The sequence below is a fragment of the Streptomyces sp. TOM-9 genome (assembly GCF_056858595.1).
The window spans coordinates 9,687,333-9,706,511 of sequence record NZ_JBXEQB010000001.1; the positions used below are offsets into that span (position 1 = coordinate 9,687,333).

The 19,179-nt window shown below is 68.5% G+C and carries 20 protein-coding genes and 3 pseudogenes; 15 read left to right on the plus strand and 8 right to left on the minus strand.

The features are described 5' to 3' along the window. Positions 1-16: 16 nt before the first annotated feature. From AC1VWI_RS44250 to AC1VWI_RS44260, 3 genes are all read left to right on the plus strand, one after another. Positions 17-445 (plus strand): BlaI/MecI/CopY family transcriptional regulator, encoded by a 429-nt coding sequence (locus tag AC1VWI_RS44250; RefSeq protein WP_499516659.1) that lies wholly within the window; start codon positions 17-19, stop codon positions 443-445. Between the two features lie 360 nt (positions 446-805). Then, a complete protein-coding gene (locus AC1VWI_RS44255; RefSeq protein ID WP_499516660.1) occupies positions 806-1,201 on the plus strand; it encodes an ATP-binding protein in 396 nt (131 codons plus the stop codon). Positions 1,202-1,763: 562 nt separating this feature from the next. Next, positions 1,764-2,546 carry a COG4705 family protein gene (locus AC1VWI_RS44260; protein WP_499516661.1) on the plus strand — a complete coding sequence of 261 codons (783 nt, stop codon included), beginning with the start codon at positions 1,764-1,766 and terminating at the stop codon, positions 2,544-2,546. Between the two features lie 139 nt (positions 2,547-2,685). Here AC1VWI_RS44260 and AC1VWI_RS44265 read toward each other — a convergent pair whose 3' ends face one another. Both AC1VWI_RS44265 and AC1VWI_RS44270 read right to left on the minus strand, forming a co-directional pair. After that, positions 2,686-3,624 carry a M56 family metallopeptidase gene (locus tag AC1VWI_RS44265; protein ID WP_499516662.1) on the minus strand — a complete coding sequence of 313 codons (939 nt, stop codon included), beginning with the start codon at positions 3,622-3,624 and terminating at the stop codon, positions 2,686-2,688. 12 nt (positions 3,625-3,636) lie between these two features. Further along, positions 3,637-4,020, minus strand: coding sequence for a BlaI/MecI/CopY family transcriptional regulator (locus AC1VWI_RS44270; RefSeq protein ID WP_499516663.1), 384 nt, complete (start codon positions 4,018-4,020; stop codon positions 3,637-3,639). A 142-nt stretch (positions 4,021-4,162) separates the two neighbouring features. On the opposite strand from AC1VWI_RS44270, the gene AC1VWI_RS44275 reads away from it, so the two are divergent. The 4 genes from AC1VWI_RS44275 to AC1VWI_RS44290 all read left to right on the plus strand — a co-directional run bounded on the left by AC1VWI_RS44275 (position 4,163) and on the right by AC1VWI_RS44290 (position 7,230). Further along, a complete protein-coding gene (locus AC1VWI_RS44275) occupies positions 4,163-4,813 on the plus strand; it encodes a DedA family protein (RefSeq protein WP_499516664.1) in 651 nt (216 codons plus the stop codon). Beyond that, a complete protein-coding gene (locus AC1VWI_RS44280) occupies positions 4,810-6,027 on the plus strand; it encodes a glycosyltransferase family 4 protein (RefSeq protein WP_499516665.1) in 1,218 nt (405 codons plus the stop codon). Before AC1VWI_RS44275 ends, AC1VWI_RS44280 begins: the two co-directional genes overlap by 4 nt. A gap of 57 nt (positions 6,028-6,084) precedes the next feature. Continuing rightward, complete coding sequence (locus AC1VWI_RS44285; protein ID WP_499516666.1) at positions 6,085-6,921, plus strand: undecaprenyl-diphosphate phosphatase; 837 nt, start codon at positions 6,085-6,087, stop codon at positions 6,919-6,921. Positions 6,922-7,008: 87 nt separating this feature from the next. Beyond that, the gene (locus AC1VWI_RS44290) at positions 7,009-7,230 is read left to right on the plus strand and encodes a hypothetical protein (protein ID WP_499516667.1); all 222 of its coding nucleotides are present in this window, start codon (positions 7,009-7,011) and stop codon (positions 7,228-7,230) included. Positions 7,231-7,916: 686 nt separating this feature from the next. Here AC1VWI_RS44290 and AC1VWI_RS44295 read toward each other — a convergent pair. The 5 genes and pseudogenes from AC1VWI_RS44295 to AC1VWI_RS44315 all read right to left on the minus strand — a co-directional run bounded on the left by AC1VWI_RS44295 (position 7,917) and on the right by AC1VWI_RS44315 (position 12,525). Beyond that, a complete protein-coding gene (locus AC1VWI_RS44295) occupies positions 7,917-8,900 on the minus strand; it encodes an IS3 family transposase (RefSeq protein ID WP_419249715.1) in 984 nt (327 codons plus the stop codon). Positions 8,901-8,941: 41 nt separating this feature from the next. Next, entirely contained in the window at positions 8,942-9,331 is a 390-nt protein-coding gene (locus tag AC1VWI_RS44300; protein WP_419249714.1) for a transposase, read from the minus strand. 655 nt (positions 9,332-9,986) lie between these two features. After that, positions 9,987-10,525: pseudogene (locus AC1VWI_RS44305) on the minus strand (IS5 family transposase); the annotation flags it as partial. 264 nt (positions 10,526-10,789) lie between these two features. Further along, positions 10,790-11,874, minus strand: a protein-coding gene (locus AC1VWI_RS44310) for an IS630 family transposase (protein WP_499516668.1) whose coding sequence is annotated in 2 segments (ribosomal slippage) — positions 10,790-11,413 and positions 11,416-11,874 — 1,083 coding nt in all. Because the reading frame shifts where the segments join, the coding sequence is not laid out codon by codon here. 117 nt (positions 11,875-11,991) lie between these two features. Continuing rightward, a complete protein-coding gene (locus tag AC1VWI_RS44315) occupies positions 11,992-12,525 on the minus strand; it encodes an IS3 family transposase (protein WP_499516669.1) in 534 nt (177 codons plus the stop codon). A gap of 542 nt (positions 12,526-13,067) precedes the next feature. Here AC1VWI_RS44315 and AC1VWI_RS44320 point away from each other — a divergent pair. Further along, entirely contained in the window at positions 13,068-13,595 is a 528-nt protein-coding gene (locus tag AC1VWI_RS44320; protein WP_499516670.1) for a reverse transcriptase domain-containing protein, read from the plus strand. Here the strand turns inward: AC1VWI_RS44320 and AC1VWI_RS44325 are convergent, their stop codons facing one another. Beyond that, positions 13,596-14,804, minus strand: coding sequence for an ISAs1 family transposase (locus tag AC1VWI_RS44325; RefSeq protein WP_499516457.1), 1,209 nt, complete (start codon positions 14,802-14,804; stop codon positions 13,596-13,598). Positions 14,805-14,955: 151 nt separating this feature from the next. Here AC1VWI_RS44325 and AC1VWI_RS44330 point away from each other — a divergent pair. The 7 genes and pseudogenes from AC1VWI_RS44330 to AC1VWI_RS44360 form a co-directional block, all read left to right on the plus strand. Then, positions 14,956-15,063: pseudogene (locus tag AC1VWI_RS44330) on the plus strand (PAQR family membrane homeostasis protein TrhA); the annotation flags it as partial. Positions 15,064-15,476: 413 nt separating this feature from the next. Continuing rightward, positions 15,477-15,680, plus strand: coding sequence for a cold-shock protein (locus AC1VWI_RS44335; RefSeq protein ID WP_018560469.1), 204 nt, complete (start codon positions 15,477-15,479; stop codon positions 15,678-15,680). Between the two features lie 306 nt (positions 15,681-15,986). Next, the gene (locus tag AC1VWI_RS44340) at positions 15,987-17,501 is read left to right on the plus strand and encodes a DEAD/DEAH box helicase (protein WP_499516671.1); all 1,515 of its coding nucleotides are present in this window, start codon (positions 15,987-15,989) and stop codon (positions 17,499-17,501) included. Between the two features lie 46 nt (positions 17,502-17,547). Then, on the plus strand, positions 17,548-17,952 hold the full coding sequence (locus AC1VWI_RS44345; protein WP_018560467.1) for a CBS domain-containing protein: 405 nt from the start codon (positions 17,548-17,550) through the stop codon (positions 17,950-17,952). Positions 17,953-18,001: 49 nt separating this feature from the next. Beyond that, on the plus strand, positions 18,002-18,313 hold the full coding sequence (locus AC1VWI_RS44350) for an SCO5918 family protein (RefSeq protein ID WP_018560466.1): 312 nt from the start codon (positions 18,002-18,004) through the stop codon (positions 18,311-18,313). A gap of 152 nt (positions 18,314-18,465) precedes the next feature. Further along, positions 18,466-18,761 (plus strand): annotated as a pseudogene (locus AC1VWI_RS44355) (SCO5918 family protein); the annotation flags it as partial. 27 nt (positions 18,762-18,788) lie between these two features. Further along, the gene (locus AC1VWI_RS44360) at positions 18,789-19,175 is read left to right on the plus strand and encodes an FhaA domain-containing protein (RefSeq protein WP_018560465.1); all 387 of its coding nucleotides are present in this window, start codon (positions 18,789-18,791) and stop codon (positions 19,173-19,175) included. Positions 19,176-19,179: the final 4 nt, after the last annotated feature.

The window sequence follows — 19,179 nt, forward strand, 5'->3', positions numbered from 1 at the left end:
GAAGGGGGCAAGCCCAGTGCCCGAAGCCAGGGGCGACGAGACCGATGCGACACCCCGCCGCGCACGCGGCGAACTCGAACGCGACGTCCTTGCCGCACTCTGGGCGGCCGACGGCCCCATGACAGCAGGCCAGGTACAGGAACGGCTGCTGGGAGACCTGGCCTATACCACCGTCCTGACCATCCTGGTCCGACTGTACGGCAAGGGCATGCTGCTCCGCCGACGTCAAGGGCGCGGCTACGTCTACGAAGCCACCCGCGACGAGGCGTCCCACACCGCACAGCGCATGCGCACTCTGCTCGACGCAGGATCGGACCGGGAAGCCGTGCTCGCCCGCTTCGTTTCCGAACTGTCCAGCGAAGACGAGCAGATGCTGCAACGACTCCTAGCCGGCAACGAGGCGCGCGACGGGACCGCTTCCCGTCGCACTCGAACGGGGCGGTAAGGCCCGTTGGATGGGCGTCGCTCCGTCTGTGGAGCCGGCGATTGAGGTCTGGCTTGTGTGGGGTCCTTTGCTCACGCGGGATGCCCTTCGTCGGCAGGGTCTCATGTCTATCTACAAGATGTAGTAGAAGCCCGTACGGTTCCCTGGTCGAAGGATGGAGGACCGGCCGGACTGGCTCTCAACTCTGACTGTCCACTCCGGGAGCAGACCTGACGGCTGCTACGGCGAGGCGCTGGAACAGTCGCGGTACCTTCAGCACACCATTGATGAAGTTCTCCGGCTGGCCCGGAGCGAAGCGTCCTCTCCGGGCGGCCCCGCGGTCCGCGCCGTCGGCGAGGTCCTCGAGCAGGCGGAGCGCCGGTGCATGGGCCGCTGGCCCAGGACGGCCGGCGTCTGACCGTCGCACCGGAACCCGGAACCGCCCGGCTCGGCGTTCCGGGCCAGATCAACGATCAGATCCTGGATGTCCTGCTCGACAACGCCCACCGGCACGGACGCGGCGCGGTGCGCGTGACCGTCAGGGAACTCGGGGGAGTCCTCGCCTTGGATGTGGAAGACGAGGGCACGCTCACGCTGGATCCGACCAGTCTGTTCTCCCGCGGCACCACCACCGGCCAGGGCAGCGGCATCGGGCTGGCCCTTGCCAGAGAAATGGCTGCCGCCGCGGACGGCCGACTTGACCTGACCCGCGACCATCCAACGACCTTCACCCTGCTGCTGCCTCACCAAGGCGAGGACCCCGGCGCAGCGTCATGACACCCCGATCGGCCCGCCCCCGCCGACCACCGACGTGCTCCTAGCGGCACTTATCGCTGCAGGGCCGCGCGAGCCGCAGCCCGTCGACGGCCCGATCCGGGCCATGGGGGCCCGAATCCCGGACGCCCGGCGTGCCCTGCCGTCGTCCTGCCGCGTCCGCTCTTAGACTGCAACCGACCGTCTACATGTCTGTAGACAAACATGCGAGGGGTGCTGCCCAGCGGGCACTCGCTCTGTCAGCAAGGTCGCCAGCCATGCCCTCCGCGATGCCTGAAGCAGCACGCCTCGTGAGCGCGGCCCGACGATCGTCCGACGGCCCGTTCGACGCGCGATCCGGCCCGATAGCCGGCTGAACCCGTCGCGGAACACCCCGCGCGAGGGCGGCCGGACGGCGAATCCTTTCCGGCTCCTCCGTGACGCCAGCACTCATTCACTACACCCCGGAGGGACGGAGATGGAGAAACCGCTGACCCTTGCTCGGAAACCCGCCGCCGGCATCGGCGAGAACGCAAGTACGGAGGCAGTCGGGAAACTGCCGCAGGTCTCCGCTGCTTTCTGGATCATGAAGATCGCTGCGACGACGCTGGGTGAGACCGCAGGCGACCTCTTCGCCCAGACGCTCAAGATCGGCTACTTCCTCACCACCATCGCCCTGTTCGTGATCTTCTTGGGCACGCTGGCCGTGCAGCTCCGGTCGCGGCGCTACAACCCCTTCGTCTACTGGACGGTCATCCTCTCGACCAGCACGGCCGGCACCACGATGTCCGACTTCATGAACCGTGATGCCGGCGCCAAGTACCTCGCCCACGGCTCGACATCACTGGGCTGGGGACCTCAGGGGCTGGGGCTGGGCTACCCCGCCGGCGCGGGCATCCTCGTCTCCCTGCTGATCGCGATCTTCGCCGCCTGGCGCCTGACCCGACTGCCGTTCACCCTCCAGGACATCCACACCTTCCGCGCCGAAACCCTGTTCTGGACGGCCATCCTCGTGTCCAACACCCTGGGCACCTCGATGGGCGACTTCCTGTCCGACAGCTCCGGACTCGGCTACGCAGGCGGCGCACTGCTCATCACCGGACTGCTCGCATGCCTGCTCGCCCTGATGTACGTCCCCGCCGTACCCAACGTGCTGCTGTTCTGGATCGCCTTCGTACTCACCCGCCCCTTGGGCGCCACCGCGGGCGACTTCCTGACCAAGCCCACCGCCAAGGGCGGCCTCGACCTCGGCACCGCAGGTTCTTCGGCAGTGCTCCTTGCGATCCTGTTCGGATTCATGGGATACGCCCACCTTCGCGAGCGCCGAAGCACCGGCACACGAGGCGGGCGGCCTGCACGGACGGCATGACGAGTTGCCGGGTCCTCCGGATACGCGCGGCCGAACCGGAACGCAGAGGCCACCGGATCCCCGGTGAGAGGCGTCGGCCGGACATTCACCGGAGCCGGCTCCCACCCGAGGGCCGCTGCCCCCGCGGGCTGCGGCTCCCTTACCCGGCGCCGACGACTTCCAGCAGAAGGTGAAGGTCGCGCACGGCGTCAACGGTGGACATGGCCGCTGCCGCCAGGACTACGGCAGTAGCGACGGCCAGGGCCGGGTGGTGGCGAAGCGGCGGAGCGAGAAGAGCAGCGACCCGACGGGGCACGGGCCCGGCTCCGGCGAGCGGGGAGGTGCGGCGCCCGAGAATGCCCAGGGATGCCCATGCGGGCCGGGCGGGAGCTCGATGGGCGGCGAGGGCGGCCCTGCCGACCGTGTGGGCCACCCGCCTGCGGTCGCCGGTGCGGGCGACGGCGTTCTCGTCGGACCAGCGTTCGATCGTGTACGTCACGGCAGCGGCGAGAGGGCGCAGGAAGGGGTTGGCGGCCGCGCCGAGCTGGGCGAATGCGACGAAGGCGTAGTGGTGGCCGGTCAGGTGGGCGCGTTCGTGAGCGAGCAGGATGTCGCGCTCGGAGGCGTCCAGGGTGCGCAGCATGCCGGTGGAGACCACCACGCGGCCGGGAAGGCCGGGAACCGCGAAGGCGTCGGGGATCTCGTCGTCAACCACGACCAGACCGTCGTGCGTGGGCATGCAGGCCGCCTCAAGCGCGGCGGTGGCCAGCGAGCGGGCGCGGTACCAGAGCATGCGGGCGGCCATGAGGACAGCGACGCCCAGGAGCAGGCCGGCGATCAGCGCCACGGACATCTCAGCGGGGTCGTTCCGCTGTGCTGCCCGCGCTGACCAGTGCCCGAGGGCGGCCAGCTGCGGGATGCGGATCAGGCCGGTGACTGCCAGCAAGCCCAGCGACACCGTGCTTGCCGCGCCCAGGACCACGCAGATGGCAGTGAGCAGCCAGGTGGCCAGGCGTGGATCGCAGCGATTCGACAGAGGCCGTGCCCCGAGCGGGGCGAGCAGAGACAGCAGCAGCGGGAGGTAGACGGCGATGCGCATCCGGGCGCCCCTCTACGGATTCTGGTCGGGGCCGAGCAGTTGGCGCAGCAGATCCGCATCGGCGTCCGACAGCCCGTCGGCGAAGCGGGCGAGGACGGCCTCGCGGTCGGGCCGCTCCTCCAGGACGGAACGCATACGACGGGCGGCGAAGCCGGGCTCGTCCGTCACCGGGGCGTAGGCGTAGGCGCGGCCCCGCTGGGTGCGGGTCAGCAGCTGCTTGGTGTGCATGCGGGTGAGGATCGTCACCACGGTGCTGTACGTCAGCTCGCTGCCGAGGCGTTCGGCTACCTCGCCGGGGGTCAGCGCGCCGTCGGCCTGCTGGAGCAGGCCCAGGATCTCGGCCTCGCGCTCGCCGTTGGCCCGCTTCGGGCCGCGGCCTTGCATGGGAGTGCTCATGGAGTTTGCCGGTCCTCCTCTCGTCTTCTACAGTCGTGTAAAACTTCTACGACGGTGTAAAAGCCGCCGTCCCCCGAGTGTGCCATGCGCCCGCACCAGACAGCACGGCCCCCTGGCTGCGCACGGCAGGAAAGGCTTACCGGTGCCCCTCGCCCTCAACCCGCTGGACGCCACATCGCTGCTGACGACGTTCGGCACGGCAGGCGTCTTCCTGGTGCTGTTCGCCGAGACCGGGCTGCTGATCGGGTTCTTCCTGCCCGGCGACTCCCTGCTGTTCACCGCCGGGCTGCTGTGCACCACCGGCGCGCACGGCCTGCACCTGTCCCTGCCCCGGGTGCTTGTGGCGGCCGCGGCCGGGGCGCTGCTCGGCGCGCAGGCCGGCTACCTGATCGGCCGCCGCGCCGGACGGACCCTGCTGACCCGGGCCCGCAACCGGCACCTGATCGACGGCATGACCCGGGCCGAGGACCTGCTCGCCCGGTACGGCCACGGCAAGGCGATCGTCTTCGCCCGCTTCATCCCGGTCGTACGCACCGTGCTCAACCCGCTCGCCGGTATCGTCCGCGTACCCGCCCGAACCTTCGCGCTCTGGCAGATCACCGGCGGCCTGGCGTGGACAGTCGGGCTCGTCCTCGGCGGCTACGCCCTCGGCGAGACCGTCCCCGACGTCGACCGCTACCTCCTCCCCATCGTCGGCGTCATCGTCGCCGTGTCCCTGCTGCCGCTGGCCCTGGAACTGCTCCGCTCGCGCCGTCGTACCGGCACGGAAACGAGCCGGGGGCCCGCCGCATGAAGATCACCTTCCTGATCCACAACGTCTACGGGATCGGCGGCACCATCCGCACCACGCTCAACCTCGCCACAGCCCTGGCCGGCCGGCACGAGGTGACGGTGGTCTCGATGCTGCGCCACCGTGCCGATCCCCGCTTCGCCGTCGACCCCCGCGTGACCGTCGTGCCCCTGGTCGACATCCGCCCGGACTCCGCCGACGCGGCCGACCCGCTGACACACGAGCCGGCCCGTGTCTTCCCCGGCGCGGAGAAGCGGTACAAGCAGTACAACCGCCTCACCGACCAGCGTGTCGAGCAGTACCTGAGCACCTGCGACGCGGACGTCATCATCGGGACCCGGCCCGGCATCAACGTCTACCTGGCCCGCCTCGGCCCTGCCCGCGCCCTGCGCATCGCACAGGAGCACCTCACCCACGACGGCCACGGCAAGAAGCTCCGCGCCCACCTCGCCCGCTCGTACCGCGAGCTGGACGCGGTGGTCACCACCACCGAAGCGGACGCCGCCGCCTACCGGGCGAAGATGAGCCTGCCCGGCGTACACATCCTCGCCATACCCAACAGCGTCCCCGACCCCAGCCTGCCGCCCACGCAGGAGACACCGAAGGTGATCGCCGCAGCCGGCCGGCTGGTCCGCGGCAAGCGGTTCGACCTGCTCATCGAGGCGTTCGCGCAGGTCGCCGCCAAGTACCCCGACTGGACGTTGCGCATCTACGGCACGGGAACCGACCAGCAGCGGCTCCAGCAACTCATCGACCAGCACGACCTGGGACGGCAGGCGCGGCTGATGGGCGCGGTCTCACCGATCGAGGCCGAGTTCGCCAAGGCCTCGATCGTCGCCTCCGCCTCCGACGCCGAGTCCTTCGGCATGACGCTGGTCGAGGCGATGCGCTGCGGCGTACCGGTCGTCGCCACCGACTGCCCGCTCGGCCCCGCCGAGATCATCGACGACGGCGTCGACGGCCGCCTGGTCCCCCTGCGCGACCCGCAGGCCCTGGCCTCCGCGCTGTGCGACCTGATCGCCGACGAACCCGGCCGGCTCCGCATGGGCCAGGCCGCCCGCCACGCCGCCGAACGCTTCGACCCCGCCCACGTCGCCCGCGCCTACGAGGAACTGCTCACCAACCTCGCCGCCTCCCGGCGCTCCCGCACCTGGCAGCGCCACAGGGCCCGCTGGCGCAGCCGGGCGCGCCGGGCCCTGCGCCGACTGCGCCGCTGAGCCCGCCCGCACCGCACGACAACCACCGCCCGCACCGCGTCACAGAAACGGACCCAGATGAGCGCCATCAGCATCGGCCAGGCCGCAGTCCTGGGAGTGGTCGAAGGAATCACGGAATTCCTCCCCATCTCCTCCACCGGCCACCTGAAGATCACCGAAGGGCTGATGGGCATCCCCGTCGACGACACCTCGGTCGTCGGCTTCACCGCCGTCATCCAGGTCGGCGCGATCGCCGCCGTGCTCGTGTACTTCCTCAAGGACATCGTGCGCATCGTCTCCGCCTGGGGCCGCGGCATCCGCAACCGCGATGAACGCCACCACCACGACTACAAGTTCGCCTGGTGGGTCGTCTACGCGACCATCCCGGTGGTCGTCGTCGGCCTGGCCGCCAAACCACTCATCGAAGGCCCGCTCGCCTCGCTGTGGGTGGTGGCCGGCTCCCTGATCGTGGGCAGCGTCGTGATGTGGGCGGCGGACCAGATGGGCCGCCACAAGCGCGGCGAGGACGACACCAGCCTCAAGGACGCCATGCTGGTCGGCAGTTCGCAGATCCTGGCGCTCCTCTTCCCCGGGTTCTCCCGCTCCGGCGCCACCATGTCCACCGCCCTCGTCCTCGACCTCGACCGGGTCGCCGCCACCCGGCTCTCCTTCTTCCTCGGCATCCCCGCACTGACCGGCGCCGGACTGTACGAACTGAAGGACGCCGTGGGGTCAGGGGCCGCCGCCGCTCCACTCGTCGTCGGGACCGCCGTCTCCTTCGTCGTCGCCTACGCCTCCATCGCGTGGCTGCTGAAGTTCGTCGCCAAACACTCCTTCAACGCCTTCGTGATCTACCGCGTCGTCGTCGGAGTGCTGCTGTTCGGCCTGCTCGCCACCGGTGTGCTGACCGCGTGAGGAACAGCAAACAGGCACTGGCTCTCCTCCACGGAGCTGAAGTCGGGCACCTACGACGCCGCCGGCCACGCCGCCCGGTCGTACCTGATGTTCGATGTGGTGAAGGGCAAGCACATCACTGGAGCTGGCACCCAGGCCCGCCGGATCGCCACGAGCTGGTCATCGTCGACCATGACCCGGGGCGCTCTGCCGTCGACCGCGACCACGGGGGCGGTGACCAACAAGGCGGCCCTGGGCGGGCTGGAACTCCTCCTGCGCGGCTGGCACTGTGACCGCATAGTCGCCGGGGTCGTCAGACTCTGGGTGTAGCTGCCTACGAACGCGTCATGACCGGATTGCAAGGGATCACCGCAACTTCCGCTGGAGTAGTCGCGGTCATCAACCAAGGCGAAGAGGCCTACCGAGTCACTCGGTGCTCCACTGTCTCAGTCCCGGTGGCTGCACGCACGACTGACCACGGCCCGGCGTGACCCGCTCACCGGCGTGTGGACGCGGGGGGCATTCACCCGGTGCTGCGCGACCCGCGCGCCGTGGTCGTGCTGGCCGACGTCGACCATGTTGACCGGACTACGGCAGGACACGCCGATGTGCACGGGAGGTGCGGCCCACCTACCAAGCACGCCGCACCGCGCTACCACCTGCATGGAGAAATGCGGAAAGGCATGACGGCCGCGCGAATCTAGTCCGGAGCCCTCTCAGCCCGTGTTCACCGATTCCCCAGACGGATCCGAACCTCAAGGCCGTTCGGGCTTGCGGGCAAGAAAGGTAGCGAAAGTCCTCTCAGCCCCTCGCTGGGTTCCTCCACCAGACGTGCGGTGAGGACGAGCCCGAGGCACTTGCCGTTCGGCAAGGTAGGCCGTGACTTTGCCGGGCCCACATCCCCCGCAGCCCACGTGATCCCCAGCCTGGTGGGTTGCATCCTGGAAGTGCGGCCCCGCCCGGCTTCCCCTTGGCTCTGGCCGGTAGTTGTCAAGTCAAATGAGACGTTCGCGGTGCTATGAACCTTGTGGTTCGGGTTGCCTTCGTTTCGCCGGGTCGTTGATCCAGACCTGGCCGGGTATCTCGGGTGGTCTTGGTCGGCGGGCGAAGCGTTCGGGGTGGCGTTCGTATGCCTCGGCGAGAGCGGTGGCCCGCTGGTCGCGGACCTCCTCTGCAGTGCCGAAGTGGACGGAGGCGGGGGTGTGCAGGCCGATCCCGGAGTGTCTGTGGTCGTGGTTGTAGTAGGTGATGAAGGCGTCCATCCACTCCCGGGCATGGGCCAGCGAATCGAACCGTTCTGGGTAGTCGGCGGTGTACTTCGTGGTCCTGAACTGGCTTTCCGAGTATGGGTTGTCGTTGCTGACCCTGGGGCGCGAGTGGCTCCTGGTGATGCCGAGGTCGATCAGCAGTTGGGACACCTTCTTGCTGGTCATCGAGGTGCCGCGGTCTGCGTGCACGGTCTCTGGCACGATGCCGTTGCGCTCGATCGTCTCGCGGATCAACTCCTCCGCCCGCTCAGCCGTTTCGGCCCGCTCGACGGTGTGGCCGACGATGTAGCGGCTGAAGATGTCGATGATCACGTAGGCGTGGTACCAGATGCCCTTGTCCGGGCCGGGCAGCTTCGTGATGTCCCAGGTGAAGACCTGCGAGGGGCCGGTCGCCGTCAGCTCGGGGATCGTCCTGGGCGGGTGGGTGGCCTGGCGGCGGCGTTCGCCGTTCTGCCCGGCGGCGGACAGGATCCGGTACATCGTCCGCTCCGAGCACCAGTAGTTCCCCGCGTCCAGCTCACGCGCCCAGACCTGCGCGGGCGGCAGGTCTACGTACTCCGGCCGGTTCAACAGCGCCAGGATCTCTGCCCGTTCGGCCGGCGAGAGGGCCGAGGCGGGCGTGGGTCTTGGGGACGGTGCGGGCTTCGGCTTGGGGTTGATGTGACGGTAGTGGGTGGCGCGTGAGCGCCCGGTCAGCCGGCAGGCTGCTGTGGTCCCCAACTGGCCCTGCACACCCGTGAACGCTTCGTCGATCAGGGGCGCGGCGGCGTGCTTCAGTCCGCGCTCTCGGAGAGCAGTTCCAAGAGCGCGTTGGCTTTTCCCATGACTTCCAGGGCCGCGTCCCGGCGGGCCAGGTCCTTCTCCAGTCGTGCGACCTTCTTGCGCAGCCGTTCCAGCTCGGCCTGCTCGGCCGCCTTCTTCGGCCGCACCGCCGAGGTCCGCCGGTCGGCCAGGGCATCCAGGGCGCCGGCCTCGCGGGCCTGGCGCCACTCGATGATGTGCGAGTGGTACAGCCGCTCACGGCGCAGGATCGCGCCTTTCTCCCCGGCCGGGGCGGCGTCGTACTCGGCAACGATCCGCAGCTTGTACTCCGCGGAAAACGTCCGCCGCTTCGGCTTCGGCGCCGGATCGTCACCGGCGGGTATCGGGGTCGTGCTGGCCATGCTGAAGGGATCTCCTGTCTCGCCCATCCAGACTAACCCGATAAACCGGGTGTCTCAGCCGAGGCTGTCAGAGAGGGGGCGGGCGGGGCCGCTCAGACGCCCGCCTGGCCGTGCGGGGCGAAGCTGCGGCCGGGCGGGCCCGAGTACGCGGCCCCGTCGACCTCACCGCACGCACGACGGGTCGCTAAGCACGAGAAGGGCCCCGCGCGCGGGGCCCTCGGTGCCCGCAGATGTGGCCACAGACAACGAAGCGAGCCTAACCGCCGCCGCGGCACACGTCCGGGATCTCTTCCTGCGTGTCCCGAGGCACCGGGCACAGGGTGCGGCCGCCCCCACCCTCCGCCCGGCTGGTCGTGCGAGTCATCCACTCACCGGGTGGGCTCCCGGGGTGCATGCCCATCCACCTCAGCCCCGGCGCGCGCCGCGCCCGGCAAGGGCACATTCTGGAAGCGCGGTCCCGTCCGGCGTACCCCCCATACGCACACATCCATCGGGCGGGCCCGCGCTACACCCGGGTTCGTAGGCGTGCTGTTCGGTTCGACGGGTGCCATACTGCTCCGAGTGCTTGAGGGCCCCGTCTCCCCCCCAGACGTGGTACTCGCACGCGAGACAGGCCCCTCCGCGGCGACGCGGAGGGGCCTGCTTTGACCGTGTCCTATGTGGTGAGGCGGACGAGCCGTTTGTAGCAGCACAGGGCAGCGGCGAGGCCGAGAAAGGCCAGGTAGTTGCGGGGATCGCGTTCGGATCGGTGGTTGAGTCGGCGGTAGCCGGTGAGCCAGGACATGGTGCGTTCGATGACCCATCGTCGGCGGCCAAGTCGTTCGCTGGACTCGATTCCTTTGCGGGCGATACGCACGCCGATCCGTTGTCCACGTAACCATTTCCGCAGGTGGGGGACGTCGTAGGCTTTGTCGGCGTGAAGGCGCTGGGGCTTGAAGTGACGGCCGCGTTCGGGGTCGTGTCCCGTTTGGTGACCGTTGATCATCGGCTTCAGTGCTTCGCTGTCGTGGGTGTTGGCCGCGGAGACGCCGACGACGAGGGGCAGTCCGTTCGCGTCCGAGAGGATGTGCATTTTGGAGCCCGGCTTGCCTCGGTCCACGGGGCTCGGACCTGTGAGTTCGCCCCCTTTTTGGCCCGGACGTGGGCGGAGTCCAGGACGACGCGGGTCACGTCGACCAGGCCCACGTCGCCTATGTAGCCTGCCCGCGTGTGCAGCGCCTACCGGATCGTGGCGTGTCCGGCAGGGCTGACCTGCGGTTCTTGGGCACCGTGCCGTAGATGCGACGTTTAGGAGGGCCCCCGCCGGTGACGGGGGTGTGCGGCGGGGGCCCGGGTGGTGGAGGGCTGGAGGGGTGGGGGCCAAGCCCTCTGGATGCACCAGTCACAGCGTGCTCACCGTCTGATGCCTCTGCCACCTGGCAACCGTCCATCGGGTGACAGGGCGCGGGACCCGCCCGGTTACTGAGGTTGTAGGCGTGGTGTCGTCGGCGTGAGTCCGGTTTCGGTGAGGCATCCATCGATGAGGTCGCTGCGGTACTGGATCTTTCGGATGCCTCGGCGGAGTGCGCGGATGAGGTGCTCGGGGTCGGCGAAAGCGGTGTTGGCCTGGCAGCTGCGTCGCAGCAGTGACCAGATGCCCTCGACCGGGTTCAGGTCGGGTGCGTAGGGCGGCAGGTAGTGGGCGGTGAGCCAGTCCTGGCTGTCGATAAAGGCCCGCATCCGGGCGTCCTTGTGCATGTTGAGGTTGTCCCAGATGAGGACGATCGGGCCGCCGAGCTGCCGGTGTGCTGTGATCAGCAGGTCGCGGTAGTCGGTCCAGGTGAAGCTGCGCCGGCCGCCGCGTTTGTGGTCCTCGTGCCGCTTGGGCCGGTAGATCAGGCGGGAGCGTTCTCCAGGCTTGTAGCAGGCCAGCGCGGCGACGGAGAAGCGGCGCTGGGAGCGTCCGCGGACGCGGATGACGGGCGTGTGCCCTCGCCTGGACCAGGTGCGGCGGGTCGGCGGCGTCATCGAGAATCCGGCCTCGTCTTCGAAGACGAGCCAAGCCCCGAGCGCCGCCGCGGTGCTTCCACCTGCGGCCACGTCTCCTTGATCCACCCGGTCACCCGGTCCTCGTCACGTTCCAGCGCCCGCCGGGCCGGCACCTGATGGCTCCATCCATGGCGCCGCAACATCAAGGCGATGCCCGACAGGGTGAGGCTCTTGTGGAACCGGCGCCCGATCAGCGTCTTGATCCGCGACAGCGTCCACGCCTGGTCCGGCCAGCCATGCGCGACCGGCCCCTTGGCCAGTTCCTCCTCGAGCACCGCGAACAGCCTGTCACTCAGCTTCGGCAGCGACACCGGCCCGGACGACCGCAGCCCATCGCTACCGGTGTCCTGCCAGGCCCGGCGCCAGCGCTGCACCGAGCGCACACTCACCCGTAAGTCCTTGGCGACCTCCGCGTTGGAGGCGCCCGCGGCAAACCGCTCGGCGGCCTCCATCCGGATCCGCTCGCGAAACGCCTGCCGTTCAGGCGTCAGCCCACCACCCTGCGGATACCTCATGCAACCGGCATACCGCGACGATCAAGCTCCGTCAGCCCCCACGACATCACCACTCAAAAGTCAGTAGCGGCGGACCAGCAGGTGTGAAGTTTCCCCGTGATCTTGGACACTCGATGCTTACGCCGCGAGGGCGTGTTCTTGTTCGAGACGCTGCCGGGTCTCCAGCGGGGTGAGGTAGCCCCAGCGTGGATGGCGGCGTAGGCGCCGTCGGTTGTAGAAGGTCTCGACGAAAGCGAATATCTCCGCGCGGGCGCTGGCGCGGTCGGGCCAGCGGCGGGTTCCGATCTCCTCCTTCAGCAGTGCGAAGAACGACTCGGCGGCGGCGTTGTCGAAGCACGAACCGGTGCGGCCCATGCTCTGCCGCAGTCCCAACCGGTCTATCTCGTACCGGAGTTCGTTGGAGGTGTATTCACTGCCGCGGTCCGAGTGCGCAATGCATCCGGGCTTCAGCTGCCCGCGTCCAGCGGCCATCATCAGCGCGTCCACGACCAGGTCGGCCCGGTGGTGGTCGGCCATGGAGTAGCCGACGACCTCGCGGGTCGCCAGGTCCAGCCAGGTCGCCAGATACAGCCAGCCCTCATCGGTGGGGATATAGGTGATGTCAGTGTGCCACGAACGCAGGAGGAGAGGTTCAGGAATGTAGGTCGGCACCTCTTTGAATGCGGTGCTGCGTGAAAGATGAAGGTAGGCCCTTCGGAGCCGCCCTGCGGGGGGAGGCTTCAAACCACCACATGCTGCGTTGGCTGAAGACCGTCGTGGTGAGCGATGTGGAAAAGGCGTCCACGAGGCGTCAGGTGGGGACCAGGAAGGCGAGCGCAAGCGAATCGCTGATGACGTGTCGAAAACGTATTCAGACGGCATCGAAACTGGGGGTGTAGATATGGCTCCAGGACAAGTCTGGCGGACACCCGTCTACTGGCCAGACGGTGCCCGGCATGGAGGCGACGCGAGCCTGGTCTGCTGCTTTCACGTGGAACGTGGGAAGGCGAGTCCCGATAATCCTGCCTCATGGGCAGGGAGAGGGAGTGTCCCGAAGCGGCGGAAACCGCGAGGGATCGAGTACCGGTGCGGGACTCGCCGGCGGACCGGCTCGTAGTAGTGATGAAGTCTCTGTAATGGGGATGGAGCGAAGGGGCCGGGTCATCCGTGGCTGTGTTCGTTCGATCAACCGGGCGTGTCCTGGGAGGAGTCGGGTGGGCGAGCTGAAGTCGCCAGGGAAGTCGTTTGAGATCTCGAAGTGGGAAGTATGGGAGGCATGGGAGAAGGTCAGAGCCAATAAGGGGGCGCCGGGTGTGGATGGCTGCTCGATCGAAGAGTTCGAGAAGGATCTGAGGGGAAATCTCTTCAAGATCTGGAACCGGATGTCCTCGGGCAGCTACTTTCCGCCCCCGGTGCGAGCGGTGGAGATTCCGAAGCCGCATGGCGGTGGTACCAGAATCCTCGGCGTTCCCACGGTCGCGGACAGAATCGCACAGACCGTAGTGGCTGCCCGTTTGGAGCGCGAGGTGGAACCGAAATTCCATCCGGACTCCTATGGATATCGGCCCGGGCGGTCTGCACTGGACGCGGTGGAAAAGTGCCGAGAACGCTGCTGGAAGAAGGACTGGGTCGTCGACCTCGACATCCAGAAGTTCTTCGACAGCGTCCCCTGGGACCTCATCGTCAAGGCTGTGGAAGCACACACCGACGCCGTTTGGGTGAAGTTGTACGTCAGGGCTTGATCAAGTTCCGTAGGTGTCCGGATCGTTGGTGATGCCCAGGATGGGGAGTGCTCGCTCGGGTTCGTCGCGGATGGCTCGGGTGGTCTTGGCGATGTTGTCGGCTCCGAGGGTTTTCAGCACGCCGATGGCGAGGTTGCGGAGGGTCGCCATGGCTCGTGGTGCGGTCCCCGCGTGGACGGTGGAGGCATCCTCGGCGAAGGTGACGTCCCTGATGTGGTGCGAGGAGTTCTCGATTCCCCAGTGCCCGCGAATCGCGGCGGCCAGATCGGCCGGGCCGGCCTGGTGGGCGTCGAGGCTGGTGACGGCGTAGACACTCTCACGGGTTTCGCGCTTGCCGGTCTGCTTGCGGCGGCGGTGGACGCGGATGGCCAGGCGGCCGTGGGGGAAGGCGATCCCGCCGAGTTCCTCAGCGATCGCGCAGGTCTTGATCGAGCGGGACTCGCGCCTGCCGTGCCCGAAGGCGGAGGCGGTGTGCTGGACTGCGATGTCCCGCCACGGCAGGGCCGCGAGCTGGCGGTGGGCGATCGGCTGGTTGGTCTTGATCACGGCGATGTAGTGGGCCTTCTTGGTCTCGACCAGCCAGGAGATGTTCGCCTTGACCGAGTGCAGGGCGTCGAAGGTGACGACGGCGCCAGCCAGGTCCAGCGGCGCCAGGAGCGGTTGGAAGTGTGTGGTTTCGTTCGTCTTCGCGCCGACCTCCACCTGGGCGAGGGTCACGACGGTGCCGTGGGTGACCGCGGAGAGCAGATGCCGGCGCGTCGCGGCCAGACGGGCTGATCCCTTGAGTGCTTTGCCGTCGACAGCGATCACGCGCGGCCGCCCGGACGCGGAGGGCGACGGCGCCTGGGCGGGCTCGGTGGCGGCGCGATGCCGGTCGGCCAGGTAGGCGCCCACCGCCCGGTCCAGGGCGTCACCGTCAACAGCCCCCAGCACACGGCCGATCGTGGCAGGCGACGGAGCGCGCCGCCATCTGAGCAGGTGGCGGCGGATACCGATCACTGTCAGGAGTGCGTTCGAAGCACGCTGGCCCCACTCGGCGAGTTCGTCGATGCTCCTGGCTCCCGAGACGACCGCGCAGGCGGACACCAGCAGGATCGCGGTCAGCGAGTACCACCGGCCCCGCCGGGAGCGCGGGTCGGGTACCGAGTCGAAGTAGGGACGCAGGTCGGCGATCCGACCGGCATCCAGTGGACCCAGCTTCACCAGCACGGCAGGGATGGGAGAAGATACAGCGGCAGGCACGGGCAACCTCGTGATCATCGGGCTTAGACACCACAATGATCACGAAGCCCGTGCCTGCCCTGTTATACGCCCCAACCGGTCACAACCCGACCAGCCGCACACCCCAGGAACTTGCAGCCGCCCTGACCCGTCACCGGCCTGGTTCGGCTTCCACGAGGTCTTCCACGCCCTCACCATCGCCGCCTTCACAGCGCACTACACGGCCATCGTCCTGGCAGCCACATGACTGACTTGGCGGGGGCCGAGTTCCCTCCCGTGCTCAGCCACCCGAGGCGGGGGCGGATCAGGGGTGCAGAAGAGATGATCCTTCGAGTGGTGAACGGCAACCGTCTTCCTTGATCTGCGCTCCCGATGGGCCAGTATCTATTGCCGCCAGGGGAGGGTTTGACGCGTGATGCGGGGAGAATTCTGCCCGCAATGAACGGAAGGGAGTTATTCAGCGTACGCGGGCCGCCACGGCGTGCTACTGTCGATCCCGGTTGCAGTTTTGGTACCCAAAAAACTTCAAGCGTCTCCCGCTGGCCATGTGCCGAACGGAAGCGCTTTGTATTTCCGGTCATTTTCCGGGCAGGGCATCATCGCGGCGACACGGCGTCCGTACGGTACGGATTCCGGCGTACTGCCCAAAGGAGATATGAAATGACTGCTGGCACCGTGAAGTGGTTCAACGCGGAAAAGGGTTTCGGCTTCATCGAGCAGGATGGTGGCGGCGCTGACGTGTTCGCCCACTTCTCGAACATCGCCGCCCAGGGCTTCCGCGAGCTGCAGGAGGGCCAGAAGGTCACCTTCGACATCGCGCAGGGCCAGAAGGGCCCGACGGCCGAGAACATCGTGTCCGTCTGACGCTGACGTGTAATACGTAGCTGGGGCCCGCATCCCTCGGGGTGCGGGCCCCAGCTGCATATATTTCCGCAGTGATTGCACCTGCGGGAACATGATAGTGAGGGGACGCGACCTCTTCGGGGCCGTACCCGTCGATGCGCCGGATTGAACCCCCGCGTGCCATCACGAAATTTCGCTTACGCCGACACGGATTTCCCGTGATCCCCGTTCGCTTTCGCATTCCATTCGGTTCGTTCTTGTGATTCCCCGCGCTGCTCTCCCGCTGCGGGAATTCCTTGATACGTGCCGTATCAAGGAAGGTTCTCAATGAACCCCACACGTACGAACGACCGCTCCTCCCGCTCCCGCCGCCGCACCGGCGGCCCTGCTTTCGGTTCCGCCGCCGGTTCGGTTCTGGGCAGCCGCTTCGGCCCGTCCGCCCCGAGCCGTTCCGGGGGTCCGAGCCGCTCGGGCGGCTACGGCCGCCGGCCCGCAGCCATCCCGGGCGAGTTCGCCCTGCCGAAAACGATCACTCCCGCACTGGTCGCCGTTGAGGCGTTCGCCGACCTCGACATGCCCCGGGAGCTGCTGGCCGCGCTCACCGCGCAGGGCGTGGCGGTGCCGTTCCCGATCCAGGGCGCGACCCTGCCGAACACCCTCGCGGGCCGCGATGTCCTTGGTCGCGGCCGGACCGGCTCCGGCAAGACCCTCGCCTTCGGCCTGGCCCTACTGGCCCGAACCGCCGGACAGCGCGCCGAACCCCGCCAGCCGCTGGCCCTGATTCTGGTCCCCACCCGGGAACTTGCTCAGCAGGTGACCGATGCCCTCACCCCCTACGCCAGAGCGGTGAAGTTGCGTCTGGCCACCGTCGTCGGCGGGATGTCGATCGGCAAGCAGGCGGGTGCGCTGCGGGGTGGCACCGAAGTCGTCGTGGCCACCCCAGGACGGCTCAAGGACCTCATCGACCGCGGCGACTGCCGGCTGAACCAGGTCGCGATCACCGTCCTCGACGAGGCCGACCAGATGGCCGACATGGGCTTCATGCCGCAGGTCACCGCACTCCTGGACCAGGTACGCCCCGAGGGCCAGCGGATGTTGTTCTCCGCGACCTTGGACCGCAACGTCGACCTCCTGGTCCGCCGCTACCTCACCGACCCCGTCGTTCACTCCGTGGACCCGTCCGCCGGCGCGGTCACCACGATGGAACACCACGTCCTGCACGTGCACGGCGCCGACAAGCACCGGATGACGACGGAGATCGCGGCGCGCGAGGGCCGGGTGCTCATGTTCCTGGACACCAAGCACGCGGTGGACCGGCTCACCCAGGACCTCCTCGACAGCGGAGTACGGGCGGCCGCCCTGCACGGCGGGAAGTCACAGCCGCAGCGCACCCGCACCCTCGCCCAGTTCAAGACCGGGCACGTCACCGTGCTGGTCGCCACGAACGTCGCGGCCCGCGGCATCCACGTCGACAACCTTGACCTCGTCGTCAACGTGGACCCGCCGACCGACCACAAGGACTACCTCCACCGCGGCGGCCGTACGGCCCGCGCGGGCGAGTCCGGCAGCGTCGTCACCCTGGTCACCCCCCACCAGCGCCGCGACATGACCCGCCTCATGGCCGCCGCCGGCATCGTGCCCCAGACCACCCAGGTCCGCTCCGGCGATGAAGCCCTCAACCGGATCACCGGCGCCCAGACCCCCTCCGGCATCCCCGTCACCATCACCGCGCCGGCGCCCGAGCGGCGCAAGCGCAGTGCGGCCTCCCGCGGTCGACGCAGTCCCGCTTCGGGTGCCCGCCGCGTAAGCGTGCGGCAGTCCGCCTTTGACGCGGCGGCCTGAGCACCACGTGATCAGGAAACTGACCCATCTCTGCAGGAGGCACCTTTTGACGCTGGTCCAGATGCAGCCCCGCTCGGCGAGTGCCACCCCCGTGCACAAGACGGTGGCCGACGCCATGGACACCGCCGGACCGCAGGTCTGTGACGACATGACCGTCGAGGTGGCCCTGTCCGTCATGGCCAGTGCCCGCGTCGGGCACCTGCTCATCTGCGACAACGACGGCCTGTGCACCGGACTGGTCACCCAGGCCCAGCTCACCGCCGTTCGTGACAGCTCCGCCTACACCGACCGGGTCCAGCTGCGCGACATCCTCGGCGACCGCGGGCCGTTCACCTCGCCCGTGACCACGATGGCCGAAGCCGAGCACGCCATGCGCTACCGCCGGCTCGATGCCCTGCCTGTCGTCGACGAACAAGGCAGCGCTCTCGGCGTCCTCGCCCTTGCCCGCTGAACCGCCCCACCGCGGCAGAACCATCCCCTCCTTCTCCCTGTGAGGCATCATGCGCTGTGTCATCGCCCGCTTCCCCTTCGACCTCACCAAGACCGGCGTCCTGCAATCCATGACGGGCATCAAGCCCGAACCGGTCACTGGCGAGTCCGTGACCATCGGCCGCCGCACCTACCCCGTCAAACAGGTCGGCCAGGTCATCACACGCCAAGACCGCCGCGATTTCAGCGCGGGCGAGGTCCTGCGGGCCATGACCCAGCTCGGCTTCACCTGCCGCGGCCTTCCCCAGACGGCCGCACCCACGCGCGCCCTCAGCCCGCTCCAGCAGGCTTCCGCGATGCTCGGCGCCCCTGCGGCCATCTGACCGACGAGCAGGCGCGAGCGGCTGTGCGGCCGTGTGCCGCCTCGTGTCAGTAGCCAGGCGGGGTCGGCTGCCTGGTGTCAGCAGGCCGTTCCCGACCCCATACAGAGGCCGGCTCCGGCCCCTCCTCCTTCCCTCTCTCCCTGTGAGGCATCATGCGCTGTGTCATCGCCCGCTTTCCGTTCGACCTGACCAAGAACGGCGTGCTGGAGACGATGAAGGGCATCAAGCCCGAGCCGGTCACTGGCGACTCCGTGATCGTCGGGCGCCGCCACTACCCCGCCAAGCAGGTCGGCCAGGTCGTCACTCGTCAAGACCCCCGCGACGTCAGCGCGGGCGAGGTCCTGCGGGCCATGACCCAGCTCGGCTTCACCTGCCGCACCCTTCCCAAGGCCGCGACGCGAGGATCGTCGATCCGCTCCAGCGGGCTTCCGCGATGCTCGGCGCCCCATGTGCCCGCCTGACTCAGGAGCCCCCGATGAGGTTCTTACGCGCGAGTGAACGCCTCATGGAGCGCTGGGCAACGAATGTGCGGTGCTACCTGCTGCCGACCAAGCCGAAGCCGGGCGAGGTCGTGGCAATACTCCTGCGGCAGTGCGACGACAACGCCCTTATCTTCGGCCGGCAGCACATCGTCGTGCCCAATGCCTTCGTCATCGAACTGCCCCCGGATATCCACCGGCTGCTCTGCGACAGCCCCCTGCCCGTGGCACCCGCCCTCGTCCATCAGGTGTGCCGTCATGCCGCCGAACAGGGATACACCTTCGCCGGCCCGGTCGCCGTCGACCTACGGCCCGCTCCAGGTGACACGCCCGCCCGGTTCCGCGTCCACAGCCGCATCACCCCGGCGCGAGGGCGACCCTAGAGCG